Annotated in this window: 19 protein-coding genes and 1 tRNA gene; 8 read left to right on the top strand and 12 right to left on the bottom strand. The window is 32.7% G+C overall.

Annotated elements, in window-relative coordinates; genetic code table 11:
- The first annotated feature begins 11 nt into the window (after nt 1–11).
- Nucleotides 12–779, top strand: a complete 768-nt coding sequence (locus tag LPB87_RS18065; protein ID WP_230728783.1) for an SDR family oxidoreductase — start codon at nt 12–14, stop codon at nt 777–779.
- Between the two features lie 82 nt (nt 780–861).
- Here the strand turns inward: LPB87_RS18065 and LPB87_RS18060 are convergent, their stop codons facing one another.
- Complete coding sequence (locus LPB87_RS18060) at nt 862–1,233, bottom strand: DoxX family protein (protein WP_230728782.1); 372 nt, start codon at nt 1,231–1,233, stop codon at nt 862–864.
- A gap of 100 nt (nt 1,234–1,333) precedes the next feature.
- On the opposite strand from LPB87_RS18060, the gene LPB87_RS18055 reads away from it, so the two are divergent.
- Complete coding sequence (locus tag LPB87_RS18055; RefSeq protein ID WP_230728781.1) at nt 1,334–1,702, top strand: helix-turn-helix domain-containing protein; 369 nt, start codon at nt 1,334–1,336, stop codon at nt 1,700–1,702.
- An 87-nt stretch (nt 1,703–1,789) separates the two neighbouring features.
- Here the strand turns inward: LPB87_RS18055 and LPB87_RS18050 are convergent, their stop codons facing one another.
- From LPB87_RS18050 to LPB87_RS18005, 10 genes are all read right to left on the bottom strand, one after another.
- Nucleotides 1,790–2,887, bottom strand: a complete 1,098-nt coding sequence (locus LPB87_RS18050) for a DUF695 domain-containing protein (protein ID WP_230728780.1) — start codon at nt 2,885–2,887, stop codon at nt 1,790–1,792.
- Between the two features lie 138 nt (nt 2,888–3,025).
- The gene (locus tag LPB87_RS18045; protein WP_230728779.1) at nt 3,026–4,249 is read right to left on the bottom strand and encodes a sterol desaturase family protein; all 1,224 of its coding nucleotides are present in this window, start codon (nt 4,247–4,249) and stop codon (nt 3,026–3,028) included.
- Between the two features lie 172 nt (nt 4,250–4,421).
- Complete coding sequence (locus LPB87_RS18040; protein WP_230728778.1) at nt 4,422–5,708, bottom strand: Glu/Leu/Phe/Val dehydrogenase; 1,287 nt, start codon at nt 5,706–5,708, stop codon at nt 4,422–4,424.
- Nucleotides 5,709–6,354: 646 nt separating this feature from the next.
- A complete protein-coding gene (locus LPB87_RS18035) occupies nt 6,355–6,948 on the bottom strand; it encodes a 2OG-Fe(II) oxygenase family protein (protein ID WP_129538936.1) in 594 nt (197 codons plus the stop codon).
- A gap of 159 nt (nt 6,949–7,107) precedes the next feature.
- On the bottom strand, nt 7,108–8,571 hold the full coding sequence (locus LPB87_RS18030; protein ID WP_230728777.1) for an AAA family ATPase: 1,464 nt from the start codon (nt 8,569–8,571) through the stop codon (nt 7,108–7,110).
- A 225-nt stretch (nt 8,572–8,796) separates the two neighbouring features.
- Complete coding sequence (locus LPB87_RS18025; protein ID WP_129538938.1) at nt 8,797–9,915, bottom strand: VWA domain-containing protein; 1,119 nt, start codon at nt 9,913–9,915, stop codon at nt 8,797–8,799.
- Between the two features lie 106 nt (nt 9,916–10,021).
- The gene (locus tag LPB87_RS18020) at nt 10,022–10,402 is read right to left on the bottom strand and encodes a YchJ family metal-binding protein (protein ID WP_230728776.1); all 381 of its coding nucleotides are present in this window, start codon (nt 10,400–10,402) and stop codon (nt 10,022–10,024) included.
- Nucleotides 10,403–10,416: 14 nt separating this feature from the next.
- A complete protein-coding gene (locus LPB87_RS18015) occupies nt 10,417–10,638 on the bottom strand; it encodes a hypothetical protein (RefSeq protein WP_129538940.1) in 222 nt (73 codons plus the stop codon).
- An 11-nt stretch (nt 10,639–10,649) separates the two neighbouring features.
- Complete coding sequence (locus LPB87_RS18010; protein WP_164998683.1) at nt 10,650–10,802, bottom strand: hypothetical protein; 153 nt, start codon at nt 10,800–10,802, stop codon at nt 10,650–10,652.
- Nucleotides 10,802–11,347, bottom strand: coding sequence for a hypothetical protein (locus LPB87_RS18005; RefSeq protein WP_230728775.1), 546 nt, complete (start codon nt 11,345–11,347; stop codon nt 10,802–10,804). Before LPB87_RS18005 ends, LPB87_RS18010 begins: the two co-directional genes overlap by 1 nt.
- 88 nt (nt 11,348–11,435) lie before the next feature.
- Between LPB87_RS18005 and LPB87_RS18000 the strand changes: the two genes are divergently transcribed.
- From LPB87_RS18000 to LPB87_RS17975, 6 genes are all read left to right on the top strand, one after another.
- Nucleotides 11,436–11,687 carry a hypothetical protein gene (locus tag LPB87_RS18000; RefSeq protein WP_129538942.1) on the top strand — a complete coding sequence of 84 codons (252 nt, stop codon included), beginning with the start codon at nt 11,436–11,438 and terminating at the stop codon, nt 11,685–11,687.
- Between the two features lie 211 nt (nt 11,688–11,898).
- Nucleotides 11,899–12,339, top strand: coding sequence for a KTSC domain-containing protein (locus LPB87_RS17995; RefSeq protein WP_129538943.1), 441 nt, complete (start codon nt 11,899–11,901; stop codon nt 12,337–12,339).
- A gap of 253 nt (nt 12,340–12,592) precedes the next feature.
- Complete coding sequence (locus LPB87_RS17990) at nt 12,593–13,354, top strand: DUF4369 domain-containing protein (protein WP_230728774.1); 762 nt, start codon at nt 12,593–12,595, stop codon at nt 13,352–13,354.
- Nucleotides 13,355–14,336: 982 nt separating this feature from the next.
- A tRNA-Tyr gene (locus LPB87_RS17985) sits at nt 14,337–14,417 on the top strand.
- A 234-nt stretch (nt 14,418–14,651) separates the two neighbouring features.
- Nucleotides 14,652–14,792, top strand: a complete 141-nt coding sequence (locus LPB87_RS17980; protein WP_230728773.1) for a hypothetical protein — start codon at nt 14,652–14,654, stop codon at nt 14,790–14,792.
- 38 nt (nt 14,793–14,830) lie between these two features.
- Nucleotides 14,831–15,130 carry a hypothetical protein gene (locus tag LPB87_RS17975; protein WP_230728772.1) on the top strand — a complete coding sequence of 100 codons (300 nt, stop codon included), beginning with the start codon at nt 14,831–14,833 and terminating at the stop codon, nt 15,128–15,130.
- Between the two features lie 314 nt (nt 15,131–15,444).
- Here the strand turns inward: LPB87_RS17975 and LPB87_RS17970 are convergent, their stop codons facing one another.
- Nucleotides 15,445–17,946 (bottom strand): T9SS type A sorting domain-containing protein, encoded by a 2,502-nt coding sequence (locus tag LPB87_RS17970; RefSeq protein ID WP_230728771.1) that lies wholly within the window; start codon nt 17,944–17,946, stop codon nt 15,445–15,447.
- Nucleotides 17,947–18,197 lie beyond the last annotated feature (251 nt).

The raw sequence follows: 18,197 nt of genomic DNA, 5'->3' as shown, positions 1-18,197 counted from the left end.
CAAATATAAAAATGGCAGCAAATACAAAAATAGCCTTAGTAACTGGAGGCAGTAGAGGATTAGGTAAGAATATGGCAATTAGTATTGCTAAAAAAGGAATAGATGTAATACTTACCTATAATAGCAATCAAGACGAAGCTAAAATCGTAGTATCTGAAATTGAAAAATTAGGACAAAAAGCAATTGCTTTACAACTTAATACTGGCGGAGACATAAAGAGCTTTGATGCTTTTTATACTCAAATTGCAACTGTTTTAAGAGACACTTTCCACACAGAACGTTTTGACTTCTTAATCAATAATGCTGGTATTGGAATTAATACTCCTTTCTCGGAAACTACCGAAGAGCAATTTGACCAATTAATGAACATCAATTACAAAGGAGTATATTTTTTAACCCAAAAAGCATTGCCTTTATTACATGACGGCGGGCGAATAATAAATATTTCAACAGGATTATCTCGATTTACTGCACCAGGTTATTCTGCTTACGCATCTATGAAAGGCGCTATAGAAACACTTACAAAATATTTAGCTAAAGAACTTGGCAATCGCAAAATCACAGTTAATGTTGTAGCTCCAGGAGCTATTGAAACCGATTTTGGAGGTGGAGCTGTTAGAGATATCCAGCAGTATAATGATTATGTTAAATCAGTAACAGCATTAGGTCGTGCCGGATTACCTGATGATATTGGCGGTGTCGTAGCATTTTTATGTACCGAAGATGCCCGATGGATTAATGCTCAACGCATTGAAGTTTCGGGAGGAATGAATCTGTAAAACTTCTTTTTCTTAAAGAAATTAAGCTCCTTCAAAACAGGAGCTTAATTAACCTTAAAACGTCTGCAATCAGTAATTTCATTTACAAAATTATTTTAAAATTTTTATCAGACCATAATAACAATACAGTCAGAATACACATTATAAACGAATTGTAAAAATGATTGTACTCGTGATGTGCCATATGAGCTGTAAATGCTCCCACTGCAAAAGGAAATAATAATAAAATTCCAATTGTTTTTATAGGTGGATTAAATAGCCCTATAACAATCAACAAAACACCTATAAACTCTCCAATACCAATATAGATCGTCCAGATCTTGTTAAAACCTAAAGATTCCATGCTTTTCATCATTGATTCTTTTTGAAAAATTTTAAAAAGCGAGGCATATCCAAACACATATAGATAATACAAATAACTAGACCAATGAATAATTGTTTTAATAGTTTCCATTTTTATATATTTTATTTATACAGCAAATATATTTACTAACTTGCATTTATATAAGTACATACAAAATTGTTATGTACTAGTAAAAAAGTAAGTACATATTATGAAAAAAGAAAATTCAACCAATAGCATTAATGAAAAATTTTTAAACGAAACTTGTGGTATTACCTACACACTGTCTTTAATTGGAGGAAGATGGAAAATAAATATATTAAGCTATCTAATAAATGAACACAAACTTCGATATAGCGAATTAAGATCCAGGCTTACTGGAATCTCTGAACGCATGCTCATTTCTAAACTTAAGGAGTTAGAAACTGATGGATTAGTAAATAGAATCGTTCACCCACAAGTTCCTCCTAAAGTAGAATACGAACTAACTACTCTTGGCAAATCTTTTGAAGATATCTTGAATTTAATGGCTGACTGGGGAGATAAAAACCATAAAAAAGACAATACAATGGCCTTATAAAAAACAAAAAAGCATCCACCTGAGGTGGATGCTTTAAATATACTATTTCCAATAAAACATTGAGAATATCTACTCATAAAGCCGAAGCTAGTTCATAAATCTACTAAACGATTGCCAGTATTTATCTTTATAAATCTCATATTCAATATCTACCTGTGAAGCAAATTGGTTTTTGATTTCTTCAAGCACTATCGAAGGCTTTCTAAAGTCTTTACAAGCAAAATAAATCTCTCTTAAACTATCTGCTGTTTCACGGCCTAAATTTAAATATCCTTCTGAATCTTTAAGCTTTACCATTAAAAAATCATCTTCAATTTCATTCAATAAATTAAACATTTCACTATCAGGAAATCCATTATTGTCTTCTCCATTATATCCTATTCTTATAGCTACAATCCAAGGGTGAGATGGTTTTGCATCCCATTCAAACAATGTCGAGTTAATAACTGCCATCAACGGCATTCCATTATTAAGAGTGGCTTCAAGGCTTGCATAACCGTCATTTTCTGTATCATGTCTTACCCCTTCATATTTTTCAACAAATTCTTTTTGTCTCCAAATTAAGAAATCTTTCAGTTTTTCAATAGGTACTAACTCTTTATTAGCTTCAGCTCTACCAATCACATTAATTCTATCAATATTTTCAGTAAAATGCAATTCGCCAAGATAATTATCCAAAAAGATAAATGTTCCATTCGTTATAATTGCTTCATTCTCTTTAGTACAATCTAAATGAACAATTGTAATATCTATTTTATCAGGAAATTCATTTTCATCATTTGAATAAAAAAATAAATTGTCTTTATCAAAAGTAAAACCATTCATTTGTATTCCTAAATTATTAATATCGATTGCTGGCTTTAATGCTGTAATTTTCCAATTAGGAAGTTTAGGAGCTGCATGTACCAATTCTTCTACAAAAACAATATTTTTAATATTACCATCGGCAGTTAAAACTAATTCTGCAGTAGTATCATTCATCATTCCAGCCAAAAAGAAATAGCCTTCTTTTAACTCTCCTAACTTAGGAGATAATTTATCAAAAAAATCTTTTTCAATATTTTCCCCTTTACTCATCACTGCTTCAAAGAAAACTTTTTCGTTTTTTTCAAACCAATTCCAAAAATCAGCGTATGATTTTATAGCGGCGTCCTTTTTTCCTAAAATACTATTGATTAATCCCATTATCGATGCTCTTGTTTTTCTATAAATTATTTTACAGTCGTTATGTATTATTTTACTTTCAAATATAACAAAAGAGCAAGACATTCAAAATCAAATTAGCAAAAAAAAACATCAAAGGTTATTATATAAATCACCCCCTCACTCAGAAGTTTCAAGCTGAAGTACTACATTTTGATATTTTTCACCCAAAGAAAAAACCTGCTCCGCCAAAAACATCAAAACAACAGGAATAATAAAATATTCGACTTCATTCACAACATATAAAAAATAAGTCGTACAAATAAAAATTCGGAAATATTCAAGGTAATAAATCCACTTTCGCTGTTCTAAAAGCGCTCCACAATTGATCAGTGTGATTATGATGAAAGACAAAACAAATATTCTGTCAGATGCATCCAAAGAATCAAAATAATAAGTAAAAATAGTTAGTAAAAACGTACTTATACCAAGTTGCAAATAAAGGTAATTCTTAAATTTAAGTCGGTGACTTGGATTGTCTTTGTCTTGAAGAAAGCGCTTTTCTAGTATTGGACGGATATCTTGATCCATATCGGCAGGACTTCCAAATATGGCATTCCAACGAGCTTTAAATCCTTTAGAACGTTTCCATAATTCATAAATTTCAAAATAATAATGAAAATGCTGCCAAAGAAAACTATAGCTTTTTAAAGGATGCGTTAATCCGTATTTTGGTTTTTCTTCTTCTTCCTGAAAAGTTCCAAAAATACGATCCCAAAATGTAAACATATCTCCGTAGTTTTTATCCAAATATTTCTCATCAGAAGCATGATGAATTCCATGAACCGAAGGCGTGACAAGAACATATTCTAACCATTTTATTCTCTTTATAATCTGAGTGTGCGTAAAAAAAGAATAGGCACCATGCACAATTAACATTGTAATAACCATCTTGGGATGAAAACCAATAAACGGCAATATACACCAAAATCCAGTACGAATAATTGCCTGAAAAGTAGTTATTCTTGCTGCTGCTGTAAAATTAAATTCACTGCTGTGGTGATGTACAATATGTGCTGCCCAGAAAAAATTCACCTCATGTCCCAGCCTGTGATACCAGTACCAAACGAAATCTGTGGCGAGAATTAATCCAATCCAGACCAGGAAATTACTCGGAATATCAAAAATTCTGTAATTATTATAGATGTAATAATACAATTGATAAAAACTTGCTACAATAAAAAGATTAATTAATCGCTCAGCTATACCAATACTTATGTTTGAAACAGAGCTTTCATAATTGAATAATTCAGGTCTATTACTTCGTTGTGCCAATCGAAATTCTATATAAACAAAAAGAAAAAAAGCAGGCATGGCAAAAGCCAAAAAATTAATATGTTCCATCCTAAATACGTTAAAAATATTGAGTAAAAGACATTTCCATTGACTATATACTTACGCAACTAACCAATGCTGTATTTCAAAAAAAAAAAAAAATATCAAAAAAAATACAATATGTAGCCAATGAAAATTATCTTAAACCAGTTTAAAGTCAATTTTAAAAACTCAATTGCTTTTAATTCTGTTTGAATTTTTTCTCAATCAATTTAATTTCTTTTACTTGCTGAACATCTGCCACTTTACGCAAAGCAATTACATAAGCCGCAATACGCGGTGTTATTTTATATTTTACAGAAGTAGCAAAAACAGTTTCGAAGCTTTTCTCTAATATATCTTCCAAACGTTTGTTAATCTGATTGATTCTCCAAGACTCTAAAAGACAATTCTGAAGCCATTCAAAATAAGAAACCGTAACCCCACCTGCATTTGCTAAAATATCCGGAACTACCAAAACATTATTCTCATGCAAGATTCTATCAGCATCTGAAGAAACAGGACCATTAGCTCCTTCAACTATAATTTTAGCACGTACAGATCCCGCATTTACTGCAGTAATCACATCTTCTTTAGCAGCAGGAATAAGAACATCTACTTCAAGTAATAATAAATCTTCGTGTTTTATAGCAACAGCATTTGGATATCCGTTAACGCTTTTATTATTTAAATTATAGTACAAGATAAGCTCTGGAATATTAATTCCTTGCGGATTATAAAAGGCTTCAGAGACATCACTAACAGCAACAATTTTTAGTCCTTTTTCAAATAAAAATAAAGCAGAATGAAGTCCCACATTACCAAATCCCTGAATAGCTGCTGTAGCTCTTGCAGGTCTCAATTTTAATTTTTGAAGTGCCAGAATACTTATAATACTCACTCCTCTTCCTGTCGCTTCTACCCGACCCAATGAACCTCCTGAATGCAAATGCTTGCCGGTTACAACAGAATGAATTGTTCTTCCATGAATTAAAGAGAACTCATCCATTAACCATCCCATTTCATCTGGACCAGTTCCCATATCTGGCGCCGGAACATCTTTATCAGGTCCAAAAATATCTGACAATGCATTGGTATATTCCCTTGTTATTTTTTCTAATTCTGTTTTAGAATGTAATCTCGGATCACAGATAATTCCACCTTTAGCTCCTCCAAAAGGAATTCCAGTAACTGCTGATTTCCAGGTCATCCATGCCGCAAGGGCTTTTACCTCATCTAGATTAACAGCTGTATCATAACGAATACCTCCTTTAGACGGTCCTAAAGCAGTATTATGAATTACGCGATATCCTTCAAAATTTTGTTCTGTACCATTATCAAGTGTAATAGAAAAATTAACTACTATCTGTTTCTCTGGTCTCTGTAGTTTTTGCCTAACCGATTCATCTAATTTAAGAATATCAGCAGCTATATTAAAACGATCAATCATCGATTGAAAAGGATTCTGTTTTACGATTTGTGAACTCATAATTTTATGGGGTTTTAAATTATATTTTTATTAAATAAGTACAGTAATTGAAATGCGAACGGCATAAAAAAACTCTTTCGGAACTGTTACGAAAGAGCATAAATATTATTTTATAAACAATAGCAACTTCTGCAACAGGGAGGGATTTTCATGTGGCAGCTTTGCATCATAATGTTACTATTTATATAATATAATCTCATGTTTATTTTATTACTAACCTTGACTATTTTTATTTTTCACCATTAATAAATTAAGTCCTATTAAGTTTAAAATACTTAACCGCTTAATTTTATTTTATCTCTAATTCTTCTAATTACTTAAAAATGACACAGATTTAAACCTAATTTAATTCTTAGTAAGAACAAGAGCAATACTTAATAAAACTTAACTTCTTAATGATTTATATTATTTACTTTTTAATAATCTTAAATAAAAAATGCTTCTTTAGCTAAATAACCAAACTATAGAAAACCTGTTCATATAACAAATCATACATATAACACATTATAGTATCACAGTCATAAGGGATCGTATTTTGGCTTTCGTTTCTCATTTCTTTTACAAATCTATAAATATATTTCTAATATTCTATAGAATTAGTAGAGTTATTTTTATAAAAATTTAAAACAGACTGAAAAACAATTACTTAATCACTCTTTAACCAGCCTGTAATACTCATCCTTGTATTTTGAGTCACCAATACTTCATGAACAAGTTCATCACTTTTAAAGAAAACAGTTTTACCTTGTGTAGGACTAATTTTTTGATTGTTATTTAACTGATGAATAAGTAGTTCTCCTCCATCACTTTCTTCCCAATTGGCATTTAAATAACTTATCATCGAATATTTTCTGCTAGGATTATTTTTAAATTGATCTAAATGTTTTAAATAAAAATCTCCTTTTTCATATAAAGAATAATGAAATTCATAGCCCGTAATTCCAGCATAACAGCTACTATTTAAATAAGCAATAAATGTCTCAATTTGTACAAAGAATTCATTTTCGAATGCATTATTATGCTTTTTGTCAAGCCAATAAATCGAATCACTACGAATAGCTCCATCATAAGTCACTTTATCTAAATTCCCGACTCCAGCATCGAGCAGTAAACTTTTGGCATTTAAATCAAGAAGATTTTGTTTTAAATTATTTGCCAATTCTGTACTCAAAAAATGTTCGCATATACCTACTTTATTATCTATATAAGTAGCGATCAAAGCCTCAAAGCTATTTTCCATTTATGTTTTTGATGGAATGCAAGTACAACCAACGGAGCAAGGTAGGCTAAATAAAATTTGCGACACTATAATCAGAGATAAATAGTATAACCTTTTTAGAATTAAATTTTTAACGACATAAAAAAGGGCTTGATAATTATCAAACCCTTTCTATTTACTTTATAATTTACTGATGTAACTCCCGTATATATCCTTAAATTCATATCCTTCTGAAAAACGATCCTTACTTAGTTTTTTATATTCAACTAATCCCCATAAAATAAACTCTTTCATAAAATAGTGATCTTCCGCGGGTAATTCAGGTTGGTATTTTTTTAGCAAGACATCCAATGGCTTAATGCCATCAAGTATTTTCTTGTATTCAGCATCCGAACAATCATCTAATAATTCAAAACCACTTTCGGTAAAGAACCATTCGATTGTATCAGTATAGGGTGTTTTTTCGTTTGGCTTCTCTAATTTTTCAATTTTCGGAAAAAATATTGGGAAGAATGTTCGAATTGCATCACCTATTAAATGCTGAGCAACAATCGCTGCTCCCTCCTGCTCTCCTTCATATACTAACTCAACTTTTCCTGTAATAGCCGGAATAATTCCCATAAAATCCGATAAACGTAAACTAGTTTTATCAACACCTACAAGCAATGCACGGCGCTCAGCAGTACTTAATAAATTTTCGTAGGCCGTAATACTCATCCTCGCACTTACACCACTCTTATTATCTACGAACTCACTTTCGCGAGCTTCAAAACTTATTTGTTCTAATAAATCCTTTGCTAAACCTGGCACATATACCAACTCTTCTTGCTCAACATCTAATTTAGCTTCCTGCTCTGTAATTGTTCTGGCAATTGCAACTGTTTCAGGATAATGTGTTAAAATTTGAGATCCTATTCTATCTTTTAATGGCGTGACTATACTTCCACGATTAGTATAATCTTCAGGATTTGCAGTAAATACAAATTGCATATCTAATGGCATTCGTAACTTAAATCCTCGAATCTGAATATCTCCTTCTTGCAAAATATTAAACAGCGCCACTTGTATTCTTGCTTGTAAATCGGGTAATTCATTAATAACGAAAATACAACGATTAGCACGCGGAATCATACCAAAATGTATTACACGATCATCAGCATATGACAATTTTAAATTAGCAGCCTTTATAGGATCTACATCTCCAATCAAATCAGCAACAGTAACATCTGGTGTTGCCAATTTTTCGAAAAAACGATCGTTTCTATGCAACCAGCTTATTGGAGTTGCCTCACCCTTTTCAGAAATTATGTCTTTTGCAAAGCGTGATATGGGATTCAATGGATCATCATTTATCTCTGAACCAGTTACAAATGGAATGTATTCATCTAGCAATTCGACCATTTTACGAGCCAATCTCGTTTTAGCCTGCCCTCGGAGTCCCAATAAATTAATATTATGACGTGATAAAATAGCCCGTTCTAATTCAGGAATAACTGTATTTTCGAATCCATGTACACCATCAAAAACGGGGTTACCTGATTTTATTTTCTCACGAAGGTTATTTCGTAATTCATCTTTGATGCTCTTACTTTTATATCCTGAAGCGTTTAATTCACCTAATGTGTTTATATTATTTATTTCCATATCTATATTATTTAAAAATTGAAAGATTAAATGATTTAAAAATTTATAAAATCTTCAGTTTTTATTTTTTGTGTTTTTTGAATTAAACCTGTAAAATTTGTTTCTAATAAAATCAATAATTAGACGCACTACTGTGAGCCTCTACAGTAAAACCTTTGAATATCTTAAAATTTACTCCGATTCGTCTCAACACTATAGCTGTAAACTGAGACTGAATACTGCAAACTAACGCACTCGCTTTTTCCTATTAGCTTCATAATCTTCAAAAATCATTTCTCCAAGGCCTTTCAATCCCGTATAAAATGCTTTTCCTTGATTTGCTTCGGTAAAATGATTGACAAAACGCTGTAAATAAGGATCATTTGCAATCATAAATGTGGTAATAGGAATATGTAACTTTCTGGCTTGTTGTGCCTGATTATAACATTTATCTACAATATACTCATCTAAACCATTACTATTCATATAGTAAGAACCGTCACGTTCACGAACGCAACTTGGTTTACCATCTGTAATCATGAAGATTTGTTTATTCGTATTTCGTTTTCGGCGTAATAAATCCATTGCCAATTGCAAACCAGCTACTGTATTGGTATGATAAGGTCCAACTTTTAAATATGGTAAATCTTTAATTGCAATTGTCCAGGCATCGTTTCCAAAAACCAAAATATCTAGAGTATCTTTAGGATAACGCGTAGTAATTAATTCTGCCAAAGCCATGGCGACTTTTTTAGCAGGTGTGATACGATCTTCTCCATACAATATCATGCTATGGCTAATATCTATCATCAAAACGGTGCTCATTTGTGATTTGTATTGTGTCTCTTCTACAACCAAATCATTTTCGGTAAGCACAAAGCCATCTACTCCATTATTAATTTGAGCATTACGTAAACTTTCTGTAAGCGAAATTCGTTCAAGCCCATCGCCAAAATGAAACTCACGGAATTCTCCCGTATGTTCATCTCCATTTCCAGCGTATTTGGTTTTATGATTTCCGTTTCCAGAGCGTTTTAAATTTCCGAATATCTGATCAAGTGCTTGTTGTCGTATCGCACGTTCAGTTTTAGCAGTAATCCCTATTCCCGAAGAACCATCTTCTTTTATTTCGTCTTTTATATATCCTTTCTTTTTCAGATCTTCTATAAAATCGTCGATGGTATAATTTTCATCTGTAAGCTTGTATTCTTTATCCAATTCACGAAGCCAGTCTATAGCCTCATCAAAATCACCCGAAGTATGGGTAATTAATTCCTTGAAAATACCAAAAAGTTTTTCAAACGGAGACTGATTTGGAGCTTCGTACGTTTTAAAATAAAAGCCTTTTTTATGTTCCTCTTTCATAATTCTAAAATTACATCATTTTAGAGTGTAGCAAAAACAAACAGATATTAATTTTTAGTTAAAAGATTCCTCTAAAAGCACCTCATAATCAGTATAAAACTACTAATTACTCAAACTTACCTTCTAGATAGTACCAAACATTATTTTCTTGTTTAAAAGTAGAAAACTCATAATGCGTTTGAGATTGTTTATTTTCATCTAAAAAATATGCTTTAAAAGCCACAGTCGTTTCTGTAAAACTAATAATTTCTAATCGTAACCATTCATTGGTCGTAGCCCAATTCAAAATATCTTCTTTCGAATAATATTTTCTTTCAGAGGCATGTGTCGTATCCAATAAATAATCGGCATCTTTAGTAACATAAGCCGAAAAACGAGAGCGCATTAGAGCTAAGGCTGTTGGTGCTTTTAGATTATTCTTGAGATACAAACCACAACAATTATCAAAATCTAAACCTGTATCACAATAACATTTGGAGTTTTCCATGAAAGTATTTAATATTATTCAGCAGTATTTATCTTTTGATGCAATTGATTCAGTAAAACCTGATATTTACTAATCTCGATTAGATCTTCGTCTTCTTCAGAAAAATCAAGTAATTCATCTAAGATATCGCTTACTTCTACTAGTTTATTATTTGCAGATTTATTTTGTTTGGCAGCAATTAAATCTATAATTTCCTGAACACTTTCTTTTAAACCGTTGAATTTATCGTTTTCCATATATTTATATTCTATTTTTCTGATGAAGACTTATCTTCATTAAATTTCTTTACAATTTCTTTTAGTTTCTCCTTACGCGCAATTACAGCCTGTTTTGCTTTATCTTGTGCTTTGTGCAACTTATCGTTGTGTTTCTTGATATTCCTTTCGTTATTCCTTCCCATTATTGTATCTCTTTTTTAATTTCTTCCAATGTTTTATTGGTAAAAATAAGTTCATTTATAATTGATTCTCGCAAAACAGCAATGTCATCATAATCAAAATATTTTGCCCATGAAGTTAATTGCTGTAAATTTCTTATTTGCTTAATTCTTTTTGTTGTATCAAAACTTGTTCTAAGTAATGCTTTATTGTTGTACTCAGGATTATTTTTATGTTGATAATTAACGCTATTTTTATTAAAATCAGCTTCTATATAATACAGTTTATCGATTGTATTATCAGGATAAAAAGAGTTCCATGAAGCAAATCCTAATTTAAATTTAGACTCTGTTTCTGGTTCTAAAGCGATTAAACGCCATTTACTATTGGCCAATCTTCCCCAATGATTTGAAAAACGATACATCCCCAAATCTGAATAATAATAAGTACTCCCTGCCTTACTTTCAAACTGAATTTTCAACCCCTCTACTTCATTCATTGTTACTTCCTGAAAAACACAAAATGTATTTTTGAACGAATTCGGATTTGGTCTAAAGTTTTTTTGCATGTGCAAATATACTCAGATTGTCACGAACTCCCTAAACCAAACAATATATTGATTAACTTTGCTGCATCAAATTTTAAATAAAAATATCATGACAAAAGCTTCTCAAGAAAAAATGTTACAAAAAGGGGTTTATACAGGAATAATGGAGAAGGACGAAAATAATAATTATTTTTGTGGTATATACCTTTTGGATTACAAGATGGCACATGCTAATCACGTAGTTGGAGATTGGATTACTATAAAATCTATAATCGAAAACCCAAGCGATATTAGTTATAATAAATATCCAAAAAAGTCAAAAAACTTTGATAAAGCAAATAATAAACCGGAGCAAAAATAATTCGATTATTTTCTAAGTTTTAATTCTCAGCAGATCCTTTCGATAAAAAACCTATTTTTAACACTTTAAAATCAGTGTTTTATATATTTTTTGAATATTTTTTTCTACGAAAGTAAAAAGTTAAAAAAAAGTGTACCTTTGCAAAAAATTTGTCTTTTTTAAATTAAACAAATATTAATTTAAACCTAATAGACAAGTAGTTATCTTATTTATGAAAAAAATAGTTGAATACCGCAAGTTACTTAATGTAGACAAAACTGCAGAATTAAAAGATTTAAAAACAATCTATCGTAATGCTATGAAAGAATGTCATCCTGACAAATTTCAAGGTAACGACGCTGGTTTAAAAGAAGCAGAAGAAAAAAGTAAATTAGTAATTGAAGCATACCACTTTTTGGTAAGCATCAATCCTGAGACAATTAAGCAAAACTTGCCAGAATACACAGAAACAATCTCTAATTCATCTATTACAGATTACAAATTTGTAGAAGGTAGATTAATTATTGATTTCTCAAATGGTAGTGTATATGAGTACATCAGTGTACCAAAAGCTACTTATGTAAAAATGGTAAATGCAGATTCTCCTGGAAGATTTGCAAAAAGACATATTCTTAACTCTTTTACTTGGAGAAAGAAAACAAATCAAGACTAGTTTTTCTAGTTGTTTTAGAAAAGCATCCCCTCTGGCGGATGCTTTTTTTTTTGCTATAAAAACACACAAAATATTGTTTTATGTTTTGTAATTAACATAAAAACGCAACACTTACCTACTAAAACACCGCAAAACAAACTGATTACAAGCATTTTAACTTTCAGAAAACAATAACAAAATTTTAGGTTACAAAATTATTTAAGTCATATAATTTTAAATACTTTTGTTCCTCAAATCAATTAACTAATTAATAATGAAAAAAATATTTTTTTTACTTACTGCTTCTATAGCAATAATTTCATGCAACAAAGTTAAAGACGGTGAATACCTAATTACTGGTACTGCAAAAGGAATTGAAAATGGGAAAACTATCATCCTACAAACTCAAGATCCAACTACTGGAGCAGCAATCTCTCTTGATACTGTAAAAGTTGAAAATGGAAAATTCGAAATTAAAGGTAAAGTTACTGAGCCTGCATTTCACATATTACAAATACAAGACATTCAAGGACCTGTTCCTTTTATTCTTGAAACTGGAGAAATTACAGTTATTGTAGATAAAGATAGTATCCATAAATCTAAAATTTCTGGTACATACAACAATGATGAGTATGTAAAATTCAACGACGAACTTATGAAAGTTCAAAAGAAATTAGTTGATTTCCAGAAAAAAAACACAGCCACTATGAATACTGCTCAACAAGCTCAAGATACTGCAGTAATCAATGGTTTGATGAAAGAATTTATGAAATTACAAGGTGATGTACAAACTGAAACTAAATCTAAGTACACTACTTACGCTGAATCTCACCCAAAATCTTTCATTACTGCATTAATTATCAAAGGAATGTTAAACGATCCTTCAACGGATTTGAAAAAAGTTGAATCGATCTACGCTAGTTTAGATGAATCTGTAAAGAACACTAAGCCTGGTAAAGAAATAAAAGAAAAAATTGGTCAAATGAAAATGCCTGCTGTTGGTGCTACTGCTCCTCCAGTTGGTAGCGCTAACTGAAGATCAGATTTTTCTGCTCCTAATCCAGAAGGAAAAACGGTATCTCTTAAAGAAAGCTTAGGAAAAGTTACCATTGTAGATTTTTGGGCTTCATGGTGTGGACCATGCAGAAAAGAAAATCCAAATGTTGTAGCTATTTACAAAGAGCTACATTCTAAAGGCCTTAATATTATTGGAGTTTCTTTAGATAAAGATGCCAAAGCTTGGAAAGAAGCTATTGCAAAAGATAATTTAACCTGGACGCAAGTTTCTAACCTAAAATTTTGGGATGAGCCAATTGCTGCTCAATACGGTGTTCAATCAATTCCTGCAACATTTATACTAGATGCATCAGGAAAAGTAGTAGCACAAGATTTAAGAGGCGACGAATTAAGAGCGAAAATTATTGAACTTTTAGCTAAATAATACCAATATTCAGTATAAAACAAAAATCTCCCTAGTGGAGATTTTTTGTTTTATACACCACCCAAAAGTTTACAACTTAAACACCAAATACGGACTAATAACACCACTTATACGAGATTATAATCCATTTACTAGTTAGATTTAAAAACTACATTTAAAATAAAGTAAAACACTGTCATTGAAAACTACGACTGTCATTCGACTCCTCAGAAGAACACTACTGATTACTATGACTAATCAATATAACCAACTTTGTCATACAGACAAAGGAAGGAACTCATAAAATAGCTCCTCAATAGAGACTCAAAGGAGGGAAACTGAAAACTAGAACTGATACCCCTTCAACTCCACTCAAGATAACACTACTGATTACTGAGACTGAGAAATAAAATTATACTATTCTACCTATATTTCAAAAAAAATGCCTTGTTATCATTTTTTATTTTATTCAATACCAATGCTTTAAAAAACAACATAAAATAAACTTAAAATTAAGTGTGTTTTTTGTTTGCAGAATTAAAAAGTGTCCCTATATTTGCACCCGTCAAGCAGAACAACGCAAGACAAAACAAGCTTAGGGGAGATACTCAAGCGGCCAACGAGGGCAGACTGTAAATCTGCTGTGAGAACTTCGCAGGTTCGAATCCTGCTCTCCCCACATAAAAGTCCTGAATTACTTCAGGACTTTTTTTATGCTCAAAAACCAATGAAAAGTTGAATCAATCCAGATGAAACGCATCAACACGAAATAACTTTTACTGATAAAAAGATTCTTGTTGGAATTGATAGTTGGGTAGGAATTCACGAATCGGATTATTCTCGAATACATATTTCAAAAGATTTTGGAAATTCTTGGGAAACAATAACTTTTGATACTAGAAAATTTTTTCTAATGGAAGTAATTTCAAATCCAAAGGAGCAGCTTTATGTTCGTACAGTTGAAAACAAAGTCTACAAATTTCAAGGAACTGATTATAAGAAAGACTGGGTATATGTAAAACGATACCAGAAACGGAATATACAAGAGATATAGTTGATTATCCATCTGGAATCAATGATGAAAGTGATAACGTGAAGCTTTATAAAAAAAGCAAGAATAAAACGGACACGTTGGTTTACTTAGATTTGTGCAGTGAAGCTAGAGAAATAGTTCAAAAAGATAAAGTGGTACATATTTCAGGAACTGGAATAGATAAAAAAACTAGTAAACAATATGGATATTACGGGCAGTTAATAGGTGATAAAACATTGAAACAATATAAATTCCCAGGTTGGTTTACAAATATTAAAAAAACCAAATTTAATGTATATATCATATGTGAAGATGGGGTGTATATTGTAAAAAATGGAAAAATAAAACAACTGTACTAAGTTTAGTAAAAAAATAAGATAATTTTGTTTATTTCTCTTCATTAAAAAAATTGTTGTAACTCCAAATAAGTCAACTTATTTTAGGGCGAGACAATCAATATGCTGACTCCAAATCAAGCTCATTTACAAAATAAAGTGAAATTGAAAAAATGAAAAAAAATAAATCGGAACAAAAGTAATTCTGTTCCGATTTAATTAATTTTATGTGATTAATTCAGTCAACCTTTTTCAGGATAACTCAATGCTATTCTTTATTTTCGATCACATTATCTTTACGGGCAAATGCCTTAGGGACCACCAACTACGCCCAGCACCTACTTTTTAACAAACCGCATCACACCATCGCCCAATTCCGTCCTCACCCGCATTAAATAGCTTCCACTAGCAAGTGTTGTAACATTCACATCGCCTTGGGGTCCGGGTCTTACATTTTCAAGTACCGACTGCCCTAAAAGATTATACACTGTTACCGACTGAACATTAACTTGTTTGGGAATACTGATGAATACCATATCGCCCGCAGGAACAGGATAAAGCGCCAATTTAATCGTTTCAAATGATATAGTATGCAAAGACCTCTGCACCGTCACGACCGAAGTATTTGTCACAACAGGGAGATTGTAGTCAAAATAAATCGAAGCTGTATTCTCTAGCACAGCACCTTCTGTAAGCGAATTCAATGAACGAATTTTAAAAACCAAATAGCCATCATTATTCTCATCAGCAAACCCAAGCTGTATGTTGTTGAACATAAACTCAACCTGATTACCTTGTATCACGCGGGTAGTAAAAGGATGGCTACCGTCTACTGGACTCAAACTAGCGATATCAAATTTAGTGGTATCAATCATATCGGTCACCTTAATGTTTTGCGCCGATGCCGTACCCAAATTCTCGAATCGGATGCGATAATACATATAATCACCTACATGTTCCGGACGCAGATAGTCACCTCCGAGGCAAATCTTATCATTAGGATCAAACGAATTTACTACCGTTTGCTCCAATGTCGCTTCATCATTTGTCGTAACTTCGTCTTGAGCAATGTTTGCCACTGCTGAAAATTTCAATACATCATTGGCATTCAGTGGTGGCGTATCGGTAGGGGTGTTTAAGTTTAGTTTTACAATATATTCAACTTCAGATAACGGCAATAAACCCTCAACATTCCATGTCACCGAGCCAAAACCTGCGCTTGCAGCCAAAGGGGTACTTTGGATATATTCCGCCGTAGCGGCATCGTACGTAAATCGTACAGTACCTGTTGCCGTTTGATTGCCATTGTTCCTAACCAAAACTTTATAATAGGAGTCAAAACCTGGTCTCGCTCTGTCAATTGGCTCTATTACAACCGACAAATCATGGTGGCTTCCGACTGCGGTCACACAGAAATTCTGGTTTGCATAATTCGTTGCCGATGGCATATTCAGACTGATACTTGATGGCGAAACGCTGAACCAAGTCGGATTGTCAAGTATAGGCGTGATAACACTTGTGCCATTTTTGAGCATGACGCCATGGTAACCATTGGAACTGGAATAATAAGAACTTTGGTTCGTACCGTTCACCAGTTTGTACTTAAGGTACGGAAATCCAGGATCGGCATCGGTACACCCATTATTTTGCATGTCAAGTCGGGTATAGCCGTTTACAAGATAGCTATCAGTACCGAGCAAGCGAATCATGCTGGTCTTATTATACTGACCTCCAATATTTCCATAATCACCACAGTGCAAGATCATACCATTAGGTTGCTGCAAGACCCTGCGCACTTCCGAGTATTCTGAAATCGTAACGCTAGTACCAGCCGTCGATGGCGAAAAAGAATATGTTACTGAACCGTTTGGTAACAGCATAGCAATACCATAAATACTGCTCGCGCTAAAATTACCTCCAATCAGGATATTGCCGTTAGGTCGCACCAAAATGTCATTTACCACAGGTTCTGTGTCATATATTGGGGATGTAAACGTGTTGTCATAACTTCCGTCGGGGTGCAGCCGTGCTAAGCTCTTAGAATTGTTGCCGTCGCATGTATCGAACCTTCCGCCCACCAGTATTTTTCCGTCAGGCTGTAATGCCAATGAAGACGTATAACCATTCCGACCTATAAAACTTGTGCTGATATCAAATGTTGGATCTATTGTGCCGTTGGCATTTAGTTTTTCAATATGGTAGTACGTAACCGCCCCTCCTGGATCTAACATTGAGCCGGCTACAATCAACTTGCCATCTGGCAATACCAATACGGCCCTGCAAGACTGTATTTCGGGATGCTCATCATAAAAAGTGGTATCTAAAGCACCATCGGCGGTCAGGCGAAGCAGTTTTTTAGAAGAGTCATTTCCAACCAGTAGCTTCCCGTCTGGCAACAAGGTCAAACAGTAGATATAAGAAGATGCTGGCAAAGCTGGTGTGTCGAAGGTTGTATCAATACTACCGTCGGTGTTCAGTCGAATCATAGGTTTGATTACACCTGCTACAGTAAATTGGGAGCCCAATATAATTTTGCCATCAGACTGTATCAGTATCAGACATTCATGCCTATTTGCCGTATTATCGGTCAATACCCTAAAAGCAACATCACTCGAACCGTCTGCATTGAGTCGTTCTATGGTTCGCGTCCATCCCGTATCGTAATCATATTGGGTAGCCTCAATGACAATTTTGCCATCGGACTGAAGCGCCATATCGTTGACTTGTTTTTCATAATTATTCCAAACCGTAGCAGGAATAAATCCCGGATCGGCACTAGCTGCATTTTGCGCTTGAAATAAAGAAGGAAGCAATAACAGTGAAAGTAATAGTTTTCGCATATTTCAGATTTTGGCTAAAGATAGTAAAGTAATGAAAATAAACGCATTTAAATTGCAAGTGGAGTTGCTGCCTTTTTCGCGATTAAATGCTTAGGCAGTATTGATGAGAAAGTGCAAAAAAGAAGCATATAGCACTTGGAGGTGATACCTTTTTTGCCACAAAAAGCTAAGGCGGTTTTAAAATATTGATTAGATTTTAAATTTATAAATTGTAAGAAGAAATAATTACAAAACAACTCATCACTCAATAA

This window comes from Flavobacterium sp. EDS, assembly GCF_020991525.1.
Taxonomy (GTDB): Bacteria; Bacteroidota; Bacteroidia; order Flavobacteriales; family Flavobacteriaceae; genus Flavobacterium.
Note: the sequence above shows the minus strand (reverse complement) of the source record. Positions and strands in the feature narration are given on the sequence as shown.